General features: G+C 39.2%; 19 protein-coding genes and 1 tRNA gene. 11 read left to right on the plus strand and 9 right to left on the minus strand.

Features of this window, described 5'->3' with window-relative positions:
• The 5 genes from ptsP (at nucleotide 1) to ilvA (ending at nucleotide 7755) form a co-directional block, all read left to right on the plus strand.
• A complete protein-coding gene (gene ptsP / locus MB14_RS11940; protein WP_062591860.1) occupies nucleotides 1-2478 on the plus strand; it encodes a phosphoenolpyruvate--protein phosphotransferase in 2478 nt (825 codons plus the stop codon).
• Between the two features lie 88 nt (nucleotides 2479-2566).
• Nucleotides 2567-3448: a helix-turn-helix domain-containing protein gene (locus tag MB14_RS11945; RefSeq protein WP_062591862.1), complete on the plus strand. Its 882-nt coding sequence runs from the start codon at nucleotides 2567-2569 to the stop codon at nucleotides 3446-3448.
• Nucleotides 3449-3625: 177 nt separating this feature from the next.
• Nucleotides 3626-5284 (plus strand): dihydroxyacetone kinase subunit DhaK, encoded by a 1659-nt coding sequence (locus tag MB14_RS11950; RefSeq protein ID WP_062591864.1) that lies wholly within the window; start codon nucleotides 3626-3628, stop codon nucleotides 5282-5284.
• A gap of 57 nt (nucleotides 5285-5341) precedes the next feature.
• Complete coding sequence (fbp, locus tag MB14_RS11955) at nucleotides 5342-6337, plus strand: class 1 fructose-bisphosphatase (RefSeq protein ID WP_062591866.1); 996 nt, start codon at nucleotides 5342-5344, stop codon at nucleotides 6335-6337.
• Between the two features lie 152 nt (nucleotides 6338-6489).
• On the plus strand, nucleotides 6490-7755 hold the full coding sequence (gene ilvA, locus MB14_RS11960) for a threonine ammonia-lyase (protein ID WP_062591868.1): 1266 nt from the start codon (nucleotides 6490-6492) through the stop codon (nucleotides 7753-7755).
• Nucleotides 7756-7760: 5 nt separating this feature from the next.
• Here ilvA and MB14_RS11965 read toward each other — a convergent pair whose 3' ends face one another.
• Both MB14_RS11965 and MB14_RS11970 read right to left on the minus strand, forming a co-directional pair.
• Nucleotides 7761-8333, minus strand: coding sequence for a class I SAM-dependent methyltransferase (locus tag MB14_RS11965; protein WP_084376087.1), 573 nt, complete (start codon nucleotides 8331-8333; stop codon nucleotides 7761-7763).
• A 189-nt stretch (nucleotides 8334-8522) separates the two neighbouring features.
• Nucleotides 8523-9437, minus strand: coding sequence for a TolB family protein (locus MB14_RS11970; protein WP_062591870.1), 915 nt, complete (start codon nucleotides 9435-9437; stop codon nucleotides 8523-8525).
• Nucleotides 9438-9588: 151 nt separating this feature from the next.
• Between MB14_RS11970 and MB14_RS11975 the strand changes: the two genes are divergently transcribed.
• From MB14_RS11975 to MB14_RS11995, 5 genes are read left to right on the plus strand one after another with little or no spacing between them, the layout of a single operon-like run.
• The gene (locus MB14_RS11975) at nucleotides 9589-10182 is read left to right on the plus strand and encodes a nucleotidyltransferase family protein (RefSeq protein ID WP_062591872.1); all 594 of its coding nucleotides are present in this window, start codon (nucleotides 9589-9591) and stop codon (nucleotides 10180-10182) included.
• Complete coding sequence (moeB, locus tag MB14_RS11980) at nucleotides 10172-11311, plus strand: molybdopterin-synthase adenylyltransferase MoeB (protein WP_084376057.1); 1140 nt, start codon at nucleotides 10172-10174, stop codon at nucleotides 11309-11311. The genes MB14_RS11975 and moeB overlap by 11 nt, the downstream gene beginning before the upstream one ends.
• Nucleotides 11312-11314: 3 nt before the next feature.
• Nucleotides 11315-12073: a sulfite exporter TauE/SafE family protein gene (locus MB14_RS11985; protein ID WP_062591875.1), complete on the plus strand. Its 759-nt coding sequence runs from the start codon at nucleotides 11315-11317 to the stop codon at nucleotides 12071-12073.
• On the plus strand, nucleotides 12070-12327 hold the full coding sequence (locus MB14_RS11990) for a MoaD/ThiS family protein (RefSeq protein WP_221405487.1): 258 nt from the start codon (nucleotides 12070-12072) through the stop codon (nucleotides 12325-12327). Before MB14_RS11985 ends, MB14_RS11990 begins: the two co-directional genes overlap by 4 nt.
• Nucleotides 12324-12743, plus strand: coding sequence for a molybdenum cofactor biosynthesis protein MoaE (locus MB14_RS11995; protein ID WP_062591880.1), 420 nt, complete (start codon nucleotides 12324-12326; stop codon nucleotides 12741-12743). The genes MB14_RS11990 and MB14_RS11995 overlap by 4 nt, the downstream gene beginning before the upstream one ends.
• Before the next feature lie 17 nt (nucleotides 12744-12760).
• Here MB14_RS11995 and MB14_RS12000 read toward each other — a convergent pair whose 3' ends face one another.
• The 7 genes from MB14_RS12000 to MB14_RS12030 all read right to left on the minus strand — a co-directional run bounded on the left by MB14_RS12000 (nucleotide 12761) and on the right by MB14_RS12030 (nucleotide 18719).
• Entirely contained in the window at nucleotides 12761-13453 is a 693-nt protein-coding gene (locus tag MB14_RS12000) for a potassium channel family protein (protein ID WP_062591881.1), read from the minus strand.
• Nucleotides 13454-13464: 11 nt separating this feature from the next.
• Nucleotides 13465-15213 (minus strand): TrkH family potassium uptake protein, encoded by a 1749-nt coding sequence (locus MB14_RS12005; RefSeq protein ID WP_062591883.1) that lies wholly within the window; start codon nucleotides 15211-15213, stop codon nucleotides 13465-13467.
• The gene (locus MB14_RS12010; RefSeq protein ID WP_165899463.1) at nucleotides 15213-15779 is read right to left on the minus strand and encodes a hypothetical protein; all 567 of its coding nucleotides are present in this window, start codon (nucleotides 15777-15779) and stop codon (nucleotides 15213-15215) included. The genes MB14_RS12005 and MB14_RS12010 overlap by 1 nt, the downstream gene beginning before the upstream one ends.
• Before the next feature lie 52 nt (nucleotides 15780-15831).
• Nucleotides 15832-16353, minus strand: a complete 522-nt coding sequence (locus tag MB14_RS12015) for an acyl-CoA thioesterase (protein WP_053224152.1) — start codon at nucleotides 16351-16353, stop codon at nucleotides 15832-15834.
• Between the two features lie 134 nt (nucleotides 16354-16487).
• Nucleotides 16488-17138 carry a protein-L-isoaspartate(D-aspartate) O-methyltransferase gene (locus MB14_RS12020; RefSeq protein ID WP_062592741.1) on the minus strand — a complete coding sequence of 217 codons (651 nt, stop codon included), beginning with the start codon at nucleotides 17136-17138 and terminating at the stop codon, nucleotides 16488-16490.
• A 123-nt stretch (nucleotides 17139-17261) separates the two neighbouring features.
• A complete protein-coding gene (gene tyrS, locus MB14_RS12025) occupies nucleotides 17262-18548 on the minus strand; it encodes a tyrosine--tRNA ligase (RefSeq protein ID WP_062591887.1) in 1287 nt (428 codons plus the stop codon).
• Between the two features lie 97 nt (nucleotides 18549-18645).
• Nucleotides 18646-18719, minus strand: a tRNA-Asp gene (locus MB14_RS12030).
• Between the two features lie 473 nt (nucleotides 18720-19192).
• Here MB14_RS12030 and MB14_RS12035 point away from each other — a divergent pair.
• Nucleotides 19193-19477, plus strand: coding sequence for a GNAT family N-acetyltransferase (locus MB14_RS12035; RefSeq protein WP_062591889.1), 285 nt, complete (start codon nucleotides 19193-19195; stop codon nucleotides 19475-19477).
• The last annotated feature ends 3 nt before the right edge of the window (nucleotides 19478-19480 follow it).

The raw sequence follows: 19480 nt of genomic DNA on the forward strand, positions 1-19480 counted from the left end.
ATGGTAAGTATTGTAATTGTGTCCCATAGTAAGAAGTTGGCTGAGGGCGTTGTAGAGTTGGCGCAACAAATGTCTCAAAATAAAGTAAAGATTGCTGCCGCTGGTGGTCTTGATGATGAATCTAGTCCTATAGGTACTGACGCTTTCAAAATTAAAGAAGCCATTGAATCGGTTGATTCTGAAGATGGTATTCTTGTTTTAATGGACATTGGTAGTGCAGTAATGAATGCCGAATTGGCCACTGAAATGCTTCCAGAAGCAATAATGAAAAGAGTACTGCTTTGCGAAGCTCCTTTAGTTGAAGGCGCTATTGCTGCTGCTGCTCAATCAATGGTGGGGGCTGATCTAAAGGCTGTTGCTAAAGAAGCTAGAAACGGTATTCAAGGAAAAGAAACTTTGTTAGGTGCTCCTGAAGAGGATGTGCATTTAGATAAAACAATAGCGACTAAGGGTAGAGAAATTAGACTAATAGTTCCGAATGATTTAGGACTTCATGCTAGGCCAGCTGTTAGACTCGTAGAAATCACAAACAAGTTTAATAACGAGGTAAATGTAAGTGTGAATGATAAACCGTTCGTCTCTGCCAGAAGTATCAGTCAAGTAGGTACCCTTGGAGCAAAAAAAGGCGATACGCTTATTTTTAAAGTTCAAGGCGATGATTTTTCAGCCTTTGAGAACGCCCTGAAACAATTTGAGTTAGACAATTTTGGCGATCCAAAAGGAGGTACGATCAAAGAAAAAGAGGTAAAAGAACCTGCCAAAACGATAGTTAATAAATGTGGTTTTATCCAAGGAATTCCCGCATCTAAAGGTATTTCTATAGGGAAAGCTAAAGTATTGAAAACCGAAACAATTTCTGTTGATGAAGAGATTGTAGAAGCTTCTTTAGAAGAACTCAATAAGTTTAAAAATGCCGTAGTAAGAGTAGCTTCAGAAACTGAAGAAATACGGCAAAAAGCCATGGGGCACCATGGAAAAGAGGATGCGGAAATTTTTGATTTTCACTTGTTACTACTCAGTGACAAGGAAAAATTAAAAGAGGTAGAGCAGCTAATAGAAAAGAATCATTTCAGTGCGGCTTATGCTTGGTTTAAAGTGTTTTCAGCTTTAGAAGCTAAGTATCAAGAAATGTCTGATGAATATCTTCGTGAACGTGCTTCAGATATTGCTGAGATTAGAAATAAGGTGCTTGATGAAATTTCAGGTGCTCATCAAATGAAAATCGTACTTCATGAGCCTTCAATATTAGTGGTAGACGAAATAGGTCCAGCGCAAACCTTAAGTTTAGATACAGATAAAGTGCTTGGCATAATCTCTAAAACAGGAGGAGAAACCTCTCATGCAACTATTTTAGCAAGATCATTAGGTATACCTTCCATTACAGGTTTAGAAAATCAAATAGATGCCATTAAAAATGAAGACATCATTGGTATCGATGGAAGTACAGGGATTATTTATCTGGAAAAAACGCATCCTGAAAAAATTAACGCGCTAAGAGTAGAACAGCAGGCTGAAGAAAAGTTATTTAAAGAGCGCTTTTCAAAAGCCAAGCTTCCAGCAATCAGTAGCGATGATGTAGAATTTAAAATTCTGGCCAACGTAAGTAGTCCAAAAGAAGCAAAGATAGCCTACACTAATGGTGCAGATGGGATAGGATTATACAGAACTGAGTTTTTGTATATGAATAGAGAAACACCACCAAAAGAGGAAGAACAGTATGAAATCTACAAGCAGGTTTGCGAGAATATGCACGGACTGCCTGTTACGATTAGAACCTTGGATGTGGGGGGAGACAAGCCGATACCATACCTTGGCATTCCGGAAGAATCAAACCCATTTTTAGGCTTGAGAGGGATTCGTTATTGTCTTCAAAATACAGAGATTTTCAAAACACAGTTAAGAGCATTATGTCGAATATCGGCAGACTATAACATACGGATTATGTATCCTATGGTCGGTATGCTTGAAGAGGTTCTCGCTGCCAATACGCTACTCGCTGAGGTTAGATATGAATTGGACCAAGAGAACATTGCTTATTCTAAAGCAATGGAAATAGGTATTATGGTTGAGGTGCCATCGGTAACTTTCATTCTACCACAATTGGCTAAATACCTCGATTTCTTAAGCATAGGTACAAATGACCTGACTCAATATCTACTGGCAATGGACAGGGAAAATACCTTGTTATCTAAGAATTACAGTGCCTTACATCCTTCTGTGATCAACGCTTTGTCAAAAATAATTGATGGTGCCAATAAAGAAGGAATAGAGGTTAGTTTATGCGGTGAGTTAGCCAGTAACCCAGGCGCTACTGCTTTGCTCAGTGCGTTAGGACTGCGGAAATACAGCATGTCTGGACCCGTAATTCCTAGAATTAAGGATGCGATAAGAAATATGGATGTTTCAAATAATAAAGAAGAGTTTAAAGGATTTGCAGAGTGGAGTACATTAGATATGGTGAAAAAAGCAATAAGTTGATAATCTCTTACTGTTTTTAGGGAAACCAAATAGAACATTTTTAAACAGATCTTATCTCTAAATTTATATCATTCAAACTAGTGCAACAATGATAGATCAAGAGCTTAGAAATTATTTTGAAAAAGCAGACGAGTTTAAAGTATTAGAAATTGAAAGTCAATCGACTGTGCAGTTTTCTATAAAGGACTCAAAGGAACGTGATAGGCTTTTTATCAAAGACCACATGCTTATGTTTGTCCTTGAAGGAAATCAAGGTGTTGTAACACCTAATTATTTTTATAAGCTGGAGGCTGGAGAATGTATTTTTGTAAAAAAAGGGTCTGTTATAGTTTGTGAAAAGTTGCGCACTGGGAAGAAGCTTGAATGTCTTTTGGTTTTTTTAACTGATGATTTCCTCAAGAATTTCATCAATGAGTACAAACAAATGATTGCACTTCCAGAATTACTGGATGTTAATTCTTTAGGCGCCTATCAGTTCTACATTGATACCTGGATGAATGCCTATATAAATTCTGTTTTGTCTTACTTTGAATTATCTAATTCACCGCCAGCCAAAGAGTTGATTTTACATAAATTCAGAGAGTTACTATTATTGCTTATTTCAGGACAGGAAAGGAGCTATTTTATGAGTTTTCTTAAAGAATGTTTAGTCGAAAATAATTCCAATTTGGATGATGTGGTTAAAACAAATATGTACACCAGTTTAAACGTAGACCATTTAGCAAGACTTTCTAATCTCAGTTTATCGCAATTCAAAAGAGAATTTAAAAGACGATTCAAAGATTCACCTGCGCACTGGTTAAGGTCTAAAAGATTGGAACATGCATCACATTTACTTGTGACAACGAATAAAAATATAAGCGAAATATGCTACGAATCTGGCTTCAATAATACATCCCATTTTTGCAGAGTATTTAATGAGAATTATAAAATGTCACCATTAAAATTTAGACAAAAAATCCCAGCGTAATGACGAATTAAAAAGAAAACATAACCAAATATTTACGCTTACATATAATCCCATGCGAGTAAACTTTGATAGATAACTCGATTTAATTCAAACAAAAATATAGCATAAAGCAATAGCTGACATATGTCGGCCTAGGCTTTCTATGCTCAAAAATTAAGCTTTAAAAACAACAAAATTATGAAACGCTTTTTTAATGAATCAACCAACGTAGTCACGCAAGCCATAGACGGGGAGTTACGTTTAACAGGCAGTCAAAATTTAGTAAGAGCAAACGGTTTTCCTGCAAGAAAATTTGTCGTCAGAGGCGACTGGGACAAATCTAAAGTAGCCATCATCTCAGGGGGTGGAGCAGGTCACGAGCCAGCTCATATTGGTTTTATTGGTTCTGGCATGCTTACAGCAGCCATATCGGGTGAGGTTTTTGCCTCGCCAAGTGTAGAGGCTGTTTTGGCGTGCATACTCCACGTAACAGGAGATGCAGGATGCCTTTTAATCGTGAAGAATTACACAGGAGATCGATTGAACTTTGGTTTGGCAGCAGAAAGGGCCAAGAAAATGGGCAAAAAGGTAGAAATGGTAGTTGTACAAGACGATATCGCCATTGTAGATGCACCACAGCCAAGAGGTGTTGCAGGCACGCTATTCGTTCACAAAATTGCAGGGTATTTATCAGAAAAGGGAGCTTCGTTAGAAGAAATCAAAATAAAGGCAGAAGAAACTGCACAAGAGAGTTTGTCTTTAGGTTTAGCAATTTCTACCTGTACACTTCCAGGGAAAGAACTGGAATTTTCTGTTGGATCACCAGAGTTGGGTTTAGGAATTCACGGAGAACCAGGCTTGGAGAAAGTAGCCTTTAAAGGAGGTAAGGAGTCTGTTTTAATGGTGTTGTCAAGGCTTTTTGCTGAAACACAAGCAGATGAAGAGTATGCAATAATCATCAATAATTTGGGATCTGTAACTCCTTTAGAGATGTCTATTATAGCCAATGAAGTATTGACATCAAGGTATAAAGACCAAATAAAATTAGTGATAGGGCCAGCCTTACTGATGACCTCTTTAAATATGTATGGCTTTAGTTTTTCATTGTTAAAACTGACTGACGAAAACACTAAGATGCTTTGTGAGCCGGTTGGACCATCCGCTTGGCCAGAAGTAGTGGCGCCAAAAGAACCTCAAGTTTTTGACATTGATTATTTACAATTAAGAAAGAAGTTTGAGCCGAGTTCGAATCCTCAAGTTCAAGATTTTATTCAAACCATCTGTTCTGCCTTATTACGTTCTGAAGAGTCTTTAAATAACTTAGATAAAAGGATAGGCGATGGCGATACAGGGAGCACATTTGCTGCAGGTGCGAATGGAATAATAGAAATGTTGGATTCAAAAACTTTGCCCCTCAATGAGCCAGGAGATTTACTCATTGCCATAGGAGAATTGCTCTCTAGCCATATGGGAGGCTCTAGTGGTGTGTTATCTTCAATTATGTTTACGAATGCGGGAACTTGCCTCATCAACGGTGAAAGTCTAGCTGATTCTTTACATTCTGGTGTAGAGATGATGATGAAGTATGGAGGGGCAAAATTAGGTTCAAGAACAATGATCGATGCATTATTGCCAGCCATAGAAAAACTTAAAGATCACGATTTGGAAGGGGCCGCTAAGGCGGCCAGAATGGGAGCAGACTCCACTTCTAAAATGGAAAAAGCAGCGTCTGGTAGATCATCTTATTTAAGATCAGAAAGTCTTAAAGATGTAATCGATCCTGGAGCAGAAGCTGTAGCCATTATATTCGAGTCTATCGCATTAAAATCAAAGTATAAGCATATAGAAAGAGTTTAAGGTGTTAATTGTTAAGTAGTTATTACAAATTAAACTATTCATCAAAGCGAAAAAGGTATGCATACTAATCCTAGAACTTTAGGAGAGTTTATTATAAAAAATCAAGCTGCGTTTCCCTATTCATCGGGCGAACTGTCTAGTTTAATTAATGCCATAAGATTGGCTGCAAAAGTGGTGAACCATGAAGTGAACAAAGCTGGTTTGGTTGACATCTTGGGTGCAATTGGAGCAACGAACATTCAGGGAGAAAAACAACAAAAGCTGGATGTTTTTGCAAATGAAAAGTTCATTCAAGCACTGGGTAATAGAGAAATCGTTTGTGGTATTGTATCAGAGGAAGAGGATGGTTTTATAACGCTGAATAGTGATGACGAGAAGAACCAAAACAAGTATGTGGTTTTAATAGACCCTTTAGATGGTTCATCCAATATCGATGTAAATATATCCGTAGGCACTGTTTTCTCCATTTATAGGAGAATCAGTCCTGTGGGGAGCCCTGTCCAATTGGAAGACTTTTTACAAGCGGGTAGAGACCAAGTAGCCGCGGGCTATGTTATTTATGGAACTTCTACCATGCTTGTCTATTCAACCGGGGAAGGGGTGAACGGCTTTACGCTGAACCCAGCAATTGGTTCTTTCTATCTCTCACATCCTGAAATGAAATTTCCCGAAAATGGGAGCATATATTCTGTAAACGAAGGCAATTATGAGTACTTCCCCGAAGGAGTGAAAAAGTACATTAAATACTGCCAGAAAAAAGAGGAAGATCGTCCTTATAGTTCGAGGTATGTAGGTTCATTGGTGTCCGATTTCCATAGAAATATGATCAAGGGTGGTATCTATATGTACCCCAATAGTGAAATCGCAAATGACGGTAAACTTCGATTACTATATGAATGTAATCCAATGGCTTACATCGCAGAACAGGCGGGTGGAAAAGCAATAGATGGCCGTCAAAGAATATTAGATATTCAACCTTCTGAACTGCATCAACGGGTTCCCTTCTTTTGCGGTAGTAAAAACATGGTTGAAAAACTTGAGGAGTTTATTTAACAAATATCCCACGGTTTAAACCGTGGGATATATGCATAAATGCTTCTGGGTAACGGTTTTAACCATTTTTTAGGGAAAGACGCCTCTGAAATATCGCAATCTCTTGGTTGAATATTAAGAGAATCACGATCTTGCCATTGAATGAATGAACAATGCGCGAAACCACAGAAACGTACTTCCCAAGCTTAGAGAATATAAAGGCAGCCCAAACCATCCTCAAAGGAATTGTTACGCATACTCCCTTAATGCCCAACTTTACCTATTCAGATAAATTTGGGGCGAAAATCACTTTTAAACGTGAAGACCTACAAGTGGTGCGTTCTTACAAAATCCGTGGTGCTTATAATAAAATTAGTGGGCTTTCGGCTAAAGAAAAGGACAGTGGTGTGGTGTGCGCCAGTGCTGGGAATCATGCCCAAGGCGTAGCCCATTCTTGTTATTTGTTGAAGGTGAAAGCCACCATCTTTATGCCAGCGCCTACGCCAAGACAAAAGGTAGATCAAGTCCGCTTTTTCGGGAAAGAGTTTGTAGAGATTGTACTCATTGGAGATACCTTTGACGATGCTCAAAAAGAGGCCATTTCATTCTGTAATGAGCATTCAAGCATTTTTATTCCGCCTTTTGATGATCAAAAAGTCATTGAAGGACAGGGAACGGTTGGCTTGGAAATTCTAGAGGATTGCGGTAATCCAATTGACTATCTGTTCTTACCCATAGGTGGAGGAGGGTTGGCCTCTGGTGTGGCTTCTGTGTTTAAAACACTCAGTCCGCAAACGAAGATTATCGGGGTAGAGCCTGCTGGTGCGCCAGCCATGAAGAACTCTATGGCTTTAGGCCAAAACACCAAGCTCGACAGTATCGATAAGTTTGTCGATGGTGCGGCCGTACAACAAGTAGGCGATTTGACTTTCGAGATTTGCCGGAAGCATTTAGATGCGGTGGCGACAGTTCCTGAAGGACTGATTTGCAGTACGATGCTCGAACTGTATAACCGTGATGCCATTGTGGTAGAACCTGCGGGTGCATTGTCTGTGGCCGCTTTGGAGCAGTTTGCCGAAGAAATCAAAGGCAAAAATGTAGTATGTATCCTCTCTGGGTCCAATAACGATATTTCTCGCACCGAAGAAATCCGTGAGCGCTCTTTGCTCTACGAGGGCTTGAAGCACTATTTTATTATACGTTTTCCGCAAAGAGCTGGTGCTCTAAAAGAGTTTTTGGTGGAAGTCCTAGGTCCAACTGATGATATTGTTCATTTTGAATACACCAAGAAGACCGCACGTGAAAAAGGGCCTGCCTTAATTGGGATTGAACATCAGCAAAAAACCGATTTTGACGGGCTAATGCAACGAATGAAAGAGAAGGATTTGAATTTTGAGTACCTGAATGAAAAGCCTGATTTATTCGGTTTTATCGTTTAATGGACTCATTTCTCTAACACAGCAACAGCATAATTTCGGTTGATTAGCTCATTGGCTGTACCTTTCACTTTTTCAGTTTTGTCATTAATACTGATAAGCTTGAAGCTTGATTTACTTACTAGATCTGAAAGGTCTTGATTGTTGTAGAGCTGGAATTTCTCCCTAACAAAGGGAAGGTTCTTCATAAATTCCTTTTGCGCAAAAGCGATAACCAATGTGCCATTGGGTTTCATTACCCTATAAATTTCTGCTAAGAACTGAAGTGAGTTTTTCCAGAAGTAAATGGTATTCGCTGTCATGACCTTATCGAAGGAATTGTCTGGAAAAGGAATACTGATACCATCATAGCGTGTAAATTCAACCCTTTGTGGCTTTAGGTGCTCCTTATTCTTAAGCTCAGCTTCGGCTTTCATGGTTTCCGAAATTTCTAGGCCATAGAACTGAATGTTTTCAGCTTGTTCTAAAATTATGGGTAGGTGGTGGCAGTTTCCATGTCCAATTTCGAGAACCTTGTTGCCGTTGGCAATAGCCAAAGCATGGATGGATGAGGTGATCATTCCCAGATTAGTGGAATGCATATTTTGACCTATATCTATTCCAAATTGCCCGTTTGGACAACTTAATTGATTCTCTATTTCGAAGAGCTGTTCTGGGCTGAAATTTTCCAATGTGTGCTGTGTTACCGTAAATGTGTTATAATCGTTACGGAGTATTGAATGGATGGTTTTATTTTAATTATTCATTAATGGTTACAATAGTTGTAAGTTCTACTTATTAGACCATGAGGGTGCTTCGTTTCGAAACTCATTATTTGTCAGTTGCCTCTTTTCACCGCTCTCAACATGAATGATGTAGAGATTATAAACATTCTTACTTCCAGCAGTATACACTATCCACTTGCCATCAGGCGACCAAGCAGGAGAGTAACACTCTATTGTATCATCTGTTAGATTCTTAATATTGCTTCCATCAGGGTTCATTAGAAAAATGTCCCAAGTTTCGTTGGAAGCGCCATAGAAAGCAATTTGCTTTCCATCTGGTGAGAATATAGAACCTGAATCATAACCTTTCTTATTTGTAGGTCTTTTCGGGTTAGAACCGTCTTTATTCATGATGAAAATCTCTCCATCAGCAGAATGGCTAGTATCCGACACATCCCTGATCTGTCGAGTAAATAAAATTTGCTTTCCATCGGGAGACCAAGAAGGACTTTCTTCATACAAATCGTTGTCTGTTAAAAAAGTCACGTTTGAGCCATCTGAGTTCATTAGATATACACTTCGGCTTTTTCCATTTCGGTTACTCATAAATACAATTTGTTCCCCATTGGGAGAAAAATTAGGAAGCACATCTTGTTCTGGGTGGTTGGTTAGCTGTGTTATTTTAAGTCCATCAGTACTAAAAAGGAAAACCTCTGTATTCCCACTTCGGTTTGAGTATGCTGCAATCTGTTTGTTATCATGCGACCATGAGGCTCCATACTCTAATGCGGGGTTATTGGTGATATTTCTAATATTACTTCCATCTACATTCATAATGTAAATGTCATTGTTGCCATTTCGGTTGCTAGTAAATGCAATTTCTCCCTTGGGCTCATAAATGGAATTATCTTCAATTTTTCGCTTTTGTGTACCGCAGCTTGAAATCAAAAGAAGAGTAAGTAAAAGTGGTGCAAATTTCATAGAACTATAAATTTGGTGAAATTGTCAATATGAATTACGTCAATTTACCCTTTGCTTAAAAGAATCAAGATTTGGAAACTGAAATTTAGTTCAGACTGAAAATTGGTGACATTTAGGCTACTATCTTAGAATACCTTATCATTGAAATAGAATGACAAATTTTTCAGCCATAGTCTTAGCAGCAGGGCTTTCTTCGAGAATGGAAGGAGGTCATAAACTTCTAATGCCTATTGAGGGAAAAACCATTTTTGAACGAAGTTTAAAGTCCATTATAGAAGCAGATTTTTCAGAAATCATTGTGGTTTTAGGAAAGGAAGCAGAGAGGATCGAAAGTCTGATTCCAAAAGATGATAGGCTTAGAATTGTAAAGAATGCCAGTTTTGAGCAAGGAATGACTTCTTCCATACAAACCGGAATTGCTGAAGCAACACGCGATGTATATGTAATTTGCTTGGCGGATATGCCCTTTTTAACTGTGGCAGATTATAGCCAGTTGATGCATCGTTTTAGGGAAGAGAATGGGAAGAATATTCTTGTTCCGCTGTACAATGGTCAGAAAGGGAACCCCGTATTTTTTGCCAGCGACTATCAAAAGGAAATTCTAGCGCATACCGATTCCAATGGGTGTAACCAAGTGGTCAAACGAAATACAGAAAAGGTAGACTTCTTTGAAACCAACAACCTTCGTTTTACCTTAGATATTGATACCCAAACCGATTTAGATAAGTTTACGAATGCTGAATAAAGAAGAGCTCATACGCTATAACAGGCAAATCATTCTGCCTGACTTTGGTATTGAAGGACAAGAGAAACTTAAGTCCTCCAGTGTCTTGGTGATTGGCGCAGGTGGCTTGGGCATTCCTAACCTTAGTTATTTGGCAGCAGCAGGAGTGGGGCGAATTGGATTGGTGGAATTTGATGAGATTAGTCTTTCAAATTTGCAGCGTCAGGTGATGTACAAGACTAACCAAGCAGGCGAATCGAAAGGGAAATCGGCTGTCAATGTGATTCAAGAATTGAACCCCAACGTGTTAGTTGATTATTTCGAAACGCGATTGGATGCTGAAAATGCGTTAGAGATCATTGGAGATTTTGACTTAGTGGTAGACGGTAGCGACAACCTGCCTACACGATATTTGGTCAACGATGCCTGTGTGCTGCTGGGTAAACCCTTGGTGTATGCCGCAGTCTTTCGGTACGAAGGCCAAGTCAGTGTTTTCAATGCCCTAAGAAAAGATGGTAGCCGAGGGCCAAATTACCGAGACCTTTTCCCTACACCGCCACCACCCGAAATGGTGCCCAGCTGTAATGAAGGAGGTGTATTTGGCGCGCTCACTGGCATCATAGGCGCCATGCAGGCCAATGAAGCCATTAAGCTTTTAGCAGGGCTAGGAATTCGATTAGATGGAAGGTTGTTTCTGTTTGATAGCCAGTATTTTACTGCTCGTTTTTTAAATGTTAAATCTAATCCAGACAACCCTGTTTCTGGCGACCATCCTACAATTACTCAATTGATAGATTATGAAGCCTTTTGCGGCCTGAGTGAAGTTGAAAACGAAGCCGATGAAATCACAGTTCAGGAGTTATATCAGATGATTAAGTCGGGAAAGACTCCTTTTATTCTTGATGTCCGTGAACCTTATGAATATGCCATTTCTAACCTTAACGGACTGAATATTCCATTGTTTGAGCTTGGGCTTGAGTTAGAGCGGTTGTCTCAAAATGAAACAATAGTCATTCACTGCAAAAGCGGCCAACGCAGTCAAAAAGCTCTTGAATTCCTTAAAAAGGAAGGTTTTTCAAAATTGAAGAACCTGAAAGGTGGAATATTGGCTTGGCAAAAGGAGATTGATCATAGCATGGAAATCTATTGATTAATGGACTACGAATTGATCTTCTTCTTTTTCGCAATTGCTTTTCTGTATTCCTCTGTAGGCTTTGGTGGTGGCTCGAGTTACTTGGCCATTCTATCGCTTTATAGCTTTGAGTATAGATTGCTGCGCACTATTGCTTTGGTTTGTAATTTTATTGTAGTAAGTGGCGGCACCTACCTCTTCGCGAAGCAAGGACATATCAAGTGGAAGAAGACTTTACCACTGGTTTTCGTAAGTGTTCCCTTAGCATTTCTTGGCGCCAGAATTCCCTTTAAAGAAAATGTGTTCTTTATTCTTTTGGGTTCCACCTTGGTCATTGCTGGAATTATTATGTTGCTGGAAGATTACTTGAGAAAGGTGAGTGTAGAGAAAGCATCAAAAGAAAAGAAGGACAGGCCAATCGTCAATGGAGCCATTGGTGGAGGCATTGGTTTGTTGGCGGGTTCCGTTGGGATTGGAGGCGGAATTTTCCTTTCGCCTTTGCTGCACATTATGCATTGGGACAAGGCCAAAACCATTGCCGGTACTGCTAGCTTTTTCATTCTGATTAATTCTGCCTCTGGTTTGGCGGGTCAACTTAGTCAGAACAATTTGGCCTTCGACTTTGAAATGATTTTGTACTTGGGGCTTAGTGTTTTGGTAGGAGGGCAATTGGGTTCCAGGCTTTCTGTTTTTAAGCTTTCTCAGAAAAAGGTGAAAATGCTCACTGCATTATTAGTATTATTTGCTGGCGGACGGTTATTATTGAAGTACCTTGTTTGAAAAGAGATAAGATGAAAATTGAAGTGATTGCTTTTGGCATAGCAAAGGATATTCTGAACGGTAATCAGGTGACGCTGGAAATGAAAGAACAGAGTTCTGTGGCCGATGTGCGCCAAGCTTTGGTTGATCTCTATCCTGCGTTCCAAGGGCTTGCTTCTCTGCAATTGGCCGTCAATGCCGATTACGTGAATGATGATTATTTGATTAAAGAAAATGATGAGGTGGTGCTAATTCCACCTGTAAGTGGCGGATGAAAACACTGATTCATATTACTTCTGAAAAACTCGATCCTCAAGCTTGCTTAGCGGCTGTTTCTTATCCTGAGTGTGGGGGGATTGTCAGTTTTGTGGGTACGGTACGCAATCAAACTAAAGGCAAACGAGTACTCAAACTTGAATTTGAAGCTTATGAGAAAATGGCTTTGAAGGAAATGCAGAAGATTGCCGATCAAGCAAAAATTGAGTTTCAGGTAGAGGAGGTTCTCATTCATCACCGCACAGGATTGGTGAAAGTTGGAGAGGAGGCCGTGGTGATTGTGGTGGCAGCTCCGCATCGAAAAGCCGCTTTTCAGGCCTGTGAATATTGTATTGATACTCTAAAAGAAACGGTACCCATTTGGAAAAAGGAGTTTTTTGAAGATGGCGAAGTGTGGGTTTCCGCGCATCCTTAATTTCAATGAGGCGAATTCTAACTAATTTTCTCTTTTAAGAACCTACGCAAGTCTTTATTTGCCCCATACAAAACTAAAATATCGTCTTTCTCTAAAACTAAGTTGGCTGAAGCTACGCCTTGTACTCTTTGCTCTATTTTGCTTTTGCCAAGAACACTCTTCACCTCCGTTGGTTTAATGGTTGTAAGCACCAGTAAATCGAAATTCTCTCTAAAACGCACTTCTTGAATTGTTTGACCAATGTGTTCTTCAGGTACATTGGCTTCTATAATACTATAGTCTTCGCCTAATTCGTATGAGTCTACTACATTTTTCATACAAAGCTTTTTGGCCCAGCGTTCGGCTGTTTCTTGTTCGGGGTGAACAATTTCATCTACACCTAAGGCTTTGAGTACCTTCTCGTGTAATGGATTAATGGCACGGCTAATCAATCGTTTTACTTCTAAATTCTTAAACAAGGCAGTAACCATCACGTTTGAGCCTTGATCTTCTCCAATCGCAATAATTACGATATCCGTGTCTTTAAGCGGTAATCCCGATACGGTAAATTCATCCGTAGCATCCATACAAATGGTATGGGAGATCCTCTCTTTGAATGAATCAACCTTAGACATGGAAGTATCAATCCCAATGACTTCATTCCCTTGAGCGGTTAGCTTTTCGGCCAACGATGCTCCAAAATTTCCTAATCCAACTATGATGTATTTCATGGTTTCAGATTTTAATTGATTGTAATTTCTTCGGTAGGATACCTGTAACTCTTGTGTTTTACTTTATCTAAAATGGCAATCATAATGGATAACATGCTTACCCTACCTACAAACATGATAACAATGAGCATGATTTTGCTCATACTGCTTAAATCGCCAGTAATGCCCAAACTCAAGCCTACGGTACTGTAAGCTGAAAAGCACTCAAAAGCAATTTGCATTAGGCTTTTGTCATTGTCGAATATTGAAATAACCATTACACCAAACCCAATCACCAAAAGGGAAAGTGATATAATCGCATAAGATCTTCTGACTGATATGTCAGCTATTTCTCTTCTAAACACTTCAATTTTCGTTTTTCCCCTGGCAATACTCAGAATGTTAAGGATGGCAATGGCAAATGTGCTGGTTTTAATTCCTCCACCGGTAGAAGAAGGTGATGCCCCAATCCACATTAAAAGTAATGTTATTACTAAAGTAGGGAAGCTTAGCGCTGCCATATCTACTGAGTTAAAGCCGGCAGTTCTTGGTGTGGCCGCGCCAAATAGGGCCGTCACTATCTTACCGAAAAAGCTGTGTTCTGCCATTGTATTATTGTATTCTAGAATAAAGAACAATACAAAACCAAAGGCCGTCAATGAGATGGTGGTGATTAGGTTAATCCTGCTGTTTAGGTTCAGTACCCAAGGCTTATAATTCTTTAATCGACTTGAAAAGGTAAACACCTGCGACAAACGATATTTCAGATAATTCAGAATGTTGACCACAATAGGAAAGCCTAGTGCACCCAAAAAGAAAGTTGAAATCAAGACAATTTGTAAGAAGTAATTGAATTTAAAATCGACATCATAAATGCCATTGCTGAGGGTTGAAAAACCTGCGTTACAGAAGGCAGAAATAGAATGAAATACAGCAAAAAATATTTGATCGTATTGAGACGCAAAAGTGCTGGCGTCCAAACTAAAGTATATCATTGTGGCTGACATCATTTCGATGCCAAAGGTGATTATGAGTACATATTTTAAGGTAGAGAAGACTTCGCTGAGTTTTTTTGAATTACTCATGTCGCCCAATGCCAATTGGTTTTCATAAGTAGCACCGCCTTTAAAGAAATAGCTGAAGTAGCTAGCAAAAGTCAAAATTCCCAAACCACCAATCTGAATTAGGCATATGATAATAATTTGCCCGAATTCTGTAAAATAGCTTCCGGTGTCTACCACAATAAGCCCAGTTACGCAGACAGCGCTGGTAGAAGTAAAGAATGCGTCAATAAACGAAATTCCGTCATATGTAGCCCGTGGAAGCATTAGAAGCACCGTACCGAGTAGAATGATGACTAAAAAACTGATGATAAAAAGTTGAGCGGGGTTCAGTATTGTACGTTTGTAAATAAGCCTTAGCTCTGAAAATTCCCTAATAAAGGTCAAGATTACGGCAGACTTTATCAGGTTGTCGTTGAATAGTATGGGGTGAAGTTGGTGGTTTGCCCCATGGATTAAATGAAGATAGAGAACAGTAATGGTGATGAGAATACTAAGGATGTCGAAAACGAGTACCTTAGTCTTTTTCTGATTTTTCTTCTCTAAATACCGAAATACGGTAGAAGTGAGCCCAATACCCAGAACAACAAAATAATAACCATTGATGATGCTTTGAGAGAGGTCTGATTGAGTGTAGCCAAAGTCGGCAATAAAAACCACTATTCCTGAAAGGCTAATCCAGAAAGCGAGGTGATCAAGCCGCTTTAAATTGAAATTCATTATAAGAACATCTTCTGCAAACCAGCCCAAAGGGCTTTTTTCAAAGCTACTGTTGCTTCTATTTCGCCAAGGTCGTCCGCTTTCATATAGAACTTCTTACGGTCTTCTTTGACTTCGTAAAGAGGGTTGTTGTTATAACTGTCTAGTTTTTTAGAATTGAAAACTAAGACATGACGGTGATTAAACTCATTCAATACTGCTTCAATCTGTTCAGCAGAAGCTTCTTTTACATTCACCAAAAGCACATCGTCTAAACTTCGTTTTACCGAGGCCATAACTTTAAGAAGAAAGGCCTTTTTCTCAACTTCCAATTGAGGTTGATCAGCTTCGAAAAAGATAATACAATGCTTGAGGTTGTTCCCTTCAGTAGGGAGGGGTTTGATATAAACCGGTTTATCGTCTTCCAAAACTGGCTGTTTTGGAAGTGAAGGGCTGACTGGTTCGGTACTAGTTTCCGCTACGCTTTCAACCAATGGCTCTTGGGTTGAGGTTGACACAAGATCATCCTTGATGAGATAAATTTCTTCAGTAATAAAATGAGAAAGAAATGAGTTATCCTCAGCCATAGCGCCAATGGGTTGTTTTGCTAAATCTAACAATTGTAATGTAAAATTCAGACTAAGATTCGAAGAAAAGACTCTTTAATTCAGTAGCCTCATCTGGTTTCATTCTTTTCGCTAAAACCAATCGTAACTGTCTTCTTCTCAAAGCTCCATCGTACTGTTCTTGTTCTTCGGGAGTTTCAGGTACTAGTTCTGGAACATCAATTGGTCTTCCGCTTTGGTCTACCGCCACAAAGGTGAAATAGGCACTATTACTTTTGAATTTTCGTCCAGAAGGAATGTTTTCAGCCCAAACCTCGCAATATACTTCCATAGAAGAGTTAAATGAACGAGTTACATTGGCGGTAAGCGTTACTACATCACCTAAAGCAATAGGTTTCCCGAAGGAAATATTATCGGCAGAAGCAGTTACAACTATACGGTTTGAATGCTTTTGTGCTGCAATTGCGGTATTAATGTCCATCCAATGCATCAGTTTGCCTCCCATAAGGTTGTTAAGTGTGTTGGTGTCGTTAGGAAGTACCAACTCCGTCATGGTTACACGTGAATCTTTGGTAGTTTTTTTCTTTACTGGCATAACTGTCTTTTGTGTTGCAAAGCTAATACGGTTAGTTGAAAGAACGGAAGGGAATTTGAATTTTATAAACTGATAAACCTATATATTTAAATAGTTAAAAGTATATAAATGAATATATGTAAATAATTACATGTTTATTTTTTCCAACCATCATCGCCCAGAAGGGGTACAAATTTGAAATCGTGGAAAACTTCTTTTCGAAGCTTATTGCCTTCAAGCCTGGTAAGTCTGAGCATTTGCTGGGTTTTGGCATTTCCAACAGGTATAACCAAACAGCCGTTTACTTTGAGTTGATCTATAAGTGCATCGGGAACGGTAGGAGCGCCAGCAGTAACAATTATTTTATCGTAAGGAGCGAACCTTGGCAAACCTAATGAGCCATCTCCAAAGAAGAAATTTGCCTTGTAGCCCATTTCGGGTAGGGCAAATCGTGTACGTTCGTAAAGTTCTTTTTGATATTCTATAGTATATACTTCGGCACCCAGCTCTAAAAGTACTATGGACTGATAACCCGAGCCTGTTCCTATTTCTAAAACCTTATCGCCCGGTTTTACATTGAGTAATTCAGTTTGAAAGGCTACAGTGTAAGGTTGAGAAATAGTTTGGCCAGCGCCAATGGGAAAAGCTTTATCCTGATAAGCATGTTCTACCAAGGCATTCTCAAAGAAAAAGTGGCGCGGTATTTTACCAATGGCGTCTAAAACACGTTCGTCTTTAATGCCCTTAGAGCGAACCACTTTAACAAGTTGTCTTCGCATTCCCTTATGTCTGTAACTATCTTCCATATTGAAGAAACTGCTTTGCAGTTTGAGGTGCTGTATTGAATTGATCTGCGTAAAATGAGAGAAAGCGCTAAAAAAAATCAATTTCTTAACGCTTTCTTTTTGAATTATTTAGCTCAATTTACCCTATTCGGTAATTGAAATCAAGTAGTAATTCTTTTTCCCTTTCTGAACCAAAAAGTATTTGTCTTGAAGTAAACGAATGGCCGGTTTGGCATTCATGTCTTCAATTTTCTCTTTGTTAATGCTCACTCCGCCATCTTGAAGCATTCTGCGGGCTTCACCTTTAGATTTAAAGATCACCTCTTGAGTAACCACAGAAAGCAAATCAATGGCATTCTCTGTTTCATCTAAGTCGGTTTTCGAAACTTGCACTTGAGGAACGCCTTCGAATACTGAAAGTAAAGTGTCTTCATCTAAAGACTCAAGATCTTCGGTAGTAGACTTTCCGAAAAGAATGTTTGACGCTTTAATAGCCGTCTTTAAATCTTCTTCAGAGTGTACTCTCACGGTAATATCTTCCGCTAAAGCTTTTTGTAAGACTCTCAAATGAGGTGCCTCATTGTGCTCAGCTTCCAAAGCTTCAATCTTTTCTTTTGGAAGAAGGGTGAACACACGAATGAAGTTTGATGCATCTTCATCAGAAGTATTTAACCAAAACTGGTAGAACTTGTAAGGGGAAGTTTTCTTAGGATCTAACCAAACGTTTCCGCCTTCTGATTTGCCAAATTTAGATCCGTCTGCTTTTCTAATCAGCGGAGCTGTCATAGCAAAAGCCTCGCCTTGTATTTTCCTTCTAATTAATTCCGTACCCGTAACAATGTTTCCCCACTGATCGGAACCACCCATTTGCAATTTGCAATTGTAGTTTTGATTCAAGTGAAGGAAATCATAGCCTTGAACCAATTGGTAAGTAAATTCAGTGAATGACATGCCGCTTTCCAGCCTGTTTTTTACAGAATCTTTGGCCATCATGTAATTCACAGTGATGTGCTTGCCCACTTCTCTGATAAAATCAAGGAAGCTGAAATTTTTGAACCAATCGTAATTGTTTACGATTTGTGCTGAGTTTTCACCACAATCAAAATCTAAGAACTTACGAAGTTGCTTTTTCTGAGATTCCAGGTTATGGTTTAAAAGTTCTTCCGAAAGCATTGGTCTTTCAGACGATTTCCCCGATGGATCGCCTACCATACCAGTAGCACCACCCACTAAGGCGATAGGCTTGTGACCGGCCTTTTGAAGGTGAACCAAAAGCATTACAGGTACTAAGTTGCCAATGTGTAGGGAATCGGCAGTAGGGTCGAAGCCAACATAACCTGTGGTTTGCTCTTTATCTAGTTGTTCTTCTGTTCCAGGCATAATGTCGTGGATCATGCCTCTCCATTGTAGTTCTTTGATGAGTTCGCTCATAGGTATATTTTGAATTCGGAGCGCAAATATAGAGTTTGAAAGGCGAGGGTGAAAGGCAAGAAACAAAAAAAGCCTTAGATTTCTCTAAGGCTTTTTGCGGAACGGACGGGACTCGAACCCGCGACCTCCTGCGTGACAGGCAGGCATTCTAACCAGCTGAACTACCGCTCCAATATCTTTGTTTTGTAATCCCTTTCGTTTAAGGTGATGCAAAAGTAGTATACTGTTCTTGATTTACAAACATCAGAAGCTAAAAAAACGAACTAATTTTTCGAAATATCTTCAACTGTTTGGCCTTGAGTGAAATAAATATTTATGTAATGCGAATTTATTTTGAAGAAGGGTGGGTTCACCTTCATTCAGCCATAAAAAGATGTGTCTTTGTTGTTATCAGGATTTATCTGAATAGGTAAAACACTTAGTAAATTAATTTAAGTATTTAACGCAGTGTATTCAACCCCAAAACCAACTCCTTTGTATTGGAAGGTAATTGAAGAGGCTCAGTTATTTTCCATACCCTCAACCTAAAAGAATAGAACCCATGTAACGTATTTGCATGGGTTTATTTTTGTGTTTATCTGAAGCGACATTTATGATTTGTCTTACTGTTGACTAACTTGGTAGAGCAAACTTAATGTGGAATCATGGATGCAGTTATACAAGTGCACGAAACAGATAATAGAGGTAGCTTTTACGTAGAAAAGGATGGAGAGCGTTTAGCTGAAATGACTTTCTCAAAAGCGGGTTCCGACAAAATAATTATTGACCATACGGAAGTAAGCGATGCGCTTAGAGGCACGGGCATGGGGGCAAAGCTAGTTGAACGTTCTGTGGAGTATGCACGTAGCAACAAAATCAAAATCATACCACTCTGCCCTTTTGCAAAGGCTACATTAAAGCGTCATCAAGAATGGAATGATGTGCTTTGATTT

It is taken from the genome of Roseivirga ehrenbergii (genome assembly GCF_001593005.1).
Taxonomy (GTDB): Bacteria; Bacteroidota; Bacteroidia; order Cytophagales; family Cyclobacteriaceae; genus Roseivirga; species Roseivirga ehrenbergii.

Coding starts and splice junctions, on each gene's coding strand:
- ptsP (WP_062591860.1), top strand. CDS start 1: ATGGTAAGTATTGTAATTGTGTCCCATAGTAAGAAGTTGGCTGAGGGC.
- MB14_RS11945 (WP_062591862.1), top strand. CDS start 2,567: ATGATAGATCAAGAGCTTAGAAATTATTTTGAAAAAGCAGACGAGTTT.
- MB14_RS11950 (WP_062591864.1), top strand. CDS start 3,626: ATGAAACGCTTTTTTAATGAATCAACCAACGTAGTCACGCAAGCCATA.
- fbp (WP_062591866.1), top strand. CDS start 5,342: ATGCATACTAATCCTAGAACTTTAGGAGAGTTTATTATAAAAAATCAA.
- ilvA (WP_062591868.1), top strand. CDS start 6,490: ATGCGCGAAACCACAGAAACGTACTTCCCAAGCTTAGAGAATATAAAG.
- MB14_RS11965 (WP_084376087.1), bottom strand. CDS start 8,333: ATGCATTCCACTAATCTGGGAATGATCACCTCATCCATCCATGCTTTG.
- MB14_RS11970 (WP_062591870.1), bottom strand. CDS start 9,437: ATGAAATTTGCACCACTTTTACTTACTCTTCTTTTGATTTCAAGCTGC.
- MB14_RS11975 (WP_062591872.1), top strand. CDS start 9,589: ATGACAAATTTTTCAGCCATAGTCTTAGCAGCAGGGCTTTCTTCGAGA.
- moeB (WP_084376057.1), top strand. CDS start 10,172: ATGCTGAATAAAGAAGAGCTCATACGCTATAACAGGCAAATCATTCTG.
- MB14_RS11985 (WP_062591875.1), top strand. CDS start 11,315: ATGGACTACGAATTGATCTTCTTCTTTTTCGCAATTGCTTTTCTGTAT.
- MB14_RS11995 (WP_062591880.1), top strand. CDS start 12,324: ATGAAAACACTGATTCATATTACTTCTGAAAAACTCGATCCTCAAGCT.
- MB14_RS12000 (WP_062591881.1), bottom strand. CDS start 13,453: ATGAAATACATCATAGTTGGATTAGGAAATTTTGGAGCATCGTTGGCC.
- MB14_RS12005 (WP_062591883.1), bottom strand. CDS start 15,213: ATGAATTTCAATTTAAAGCGGCTTGATCACCTCGCTTTCTGGATTAGC.
- MB14_RS12010 (WP_165899463.1), bottom strand. CDS start 15,779: ATGGCTGAGGATAACTCATTTCTTTCTCATTTTATTACTGAAGAAATT.
- MB14_RS12015 (WP_053224152.1), bottom strand. CDS start 16,353: ATGCCAGTAAAGAAAAAAACTACCAAAGATTCACGTGTAACCATGACG.
- MB14_RS12020 (WP_062592741.1), bottom strand. CDS start 17,138: ATGGAAGATAGTTACAGACATAAGGGAATGCGAAGACAACTTGTTAAA.
- tyrS (WP_062591887.1), bottom strand. CDS start 18,548: ATGAGCGAACTCATCAAAGAACTACAATGGAGAGGCATGATCCACGAC.
- MB14_RS12035 (WP_062591889.1), top strand. CDS start 19,193: ATGGATGCAGTTATACAAGTGCACGAAACAGATAATAGAGGTAGCTTT.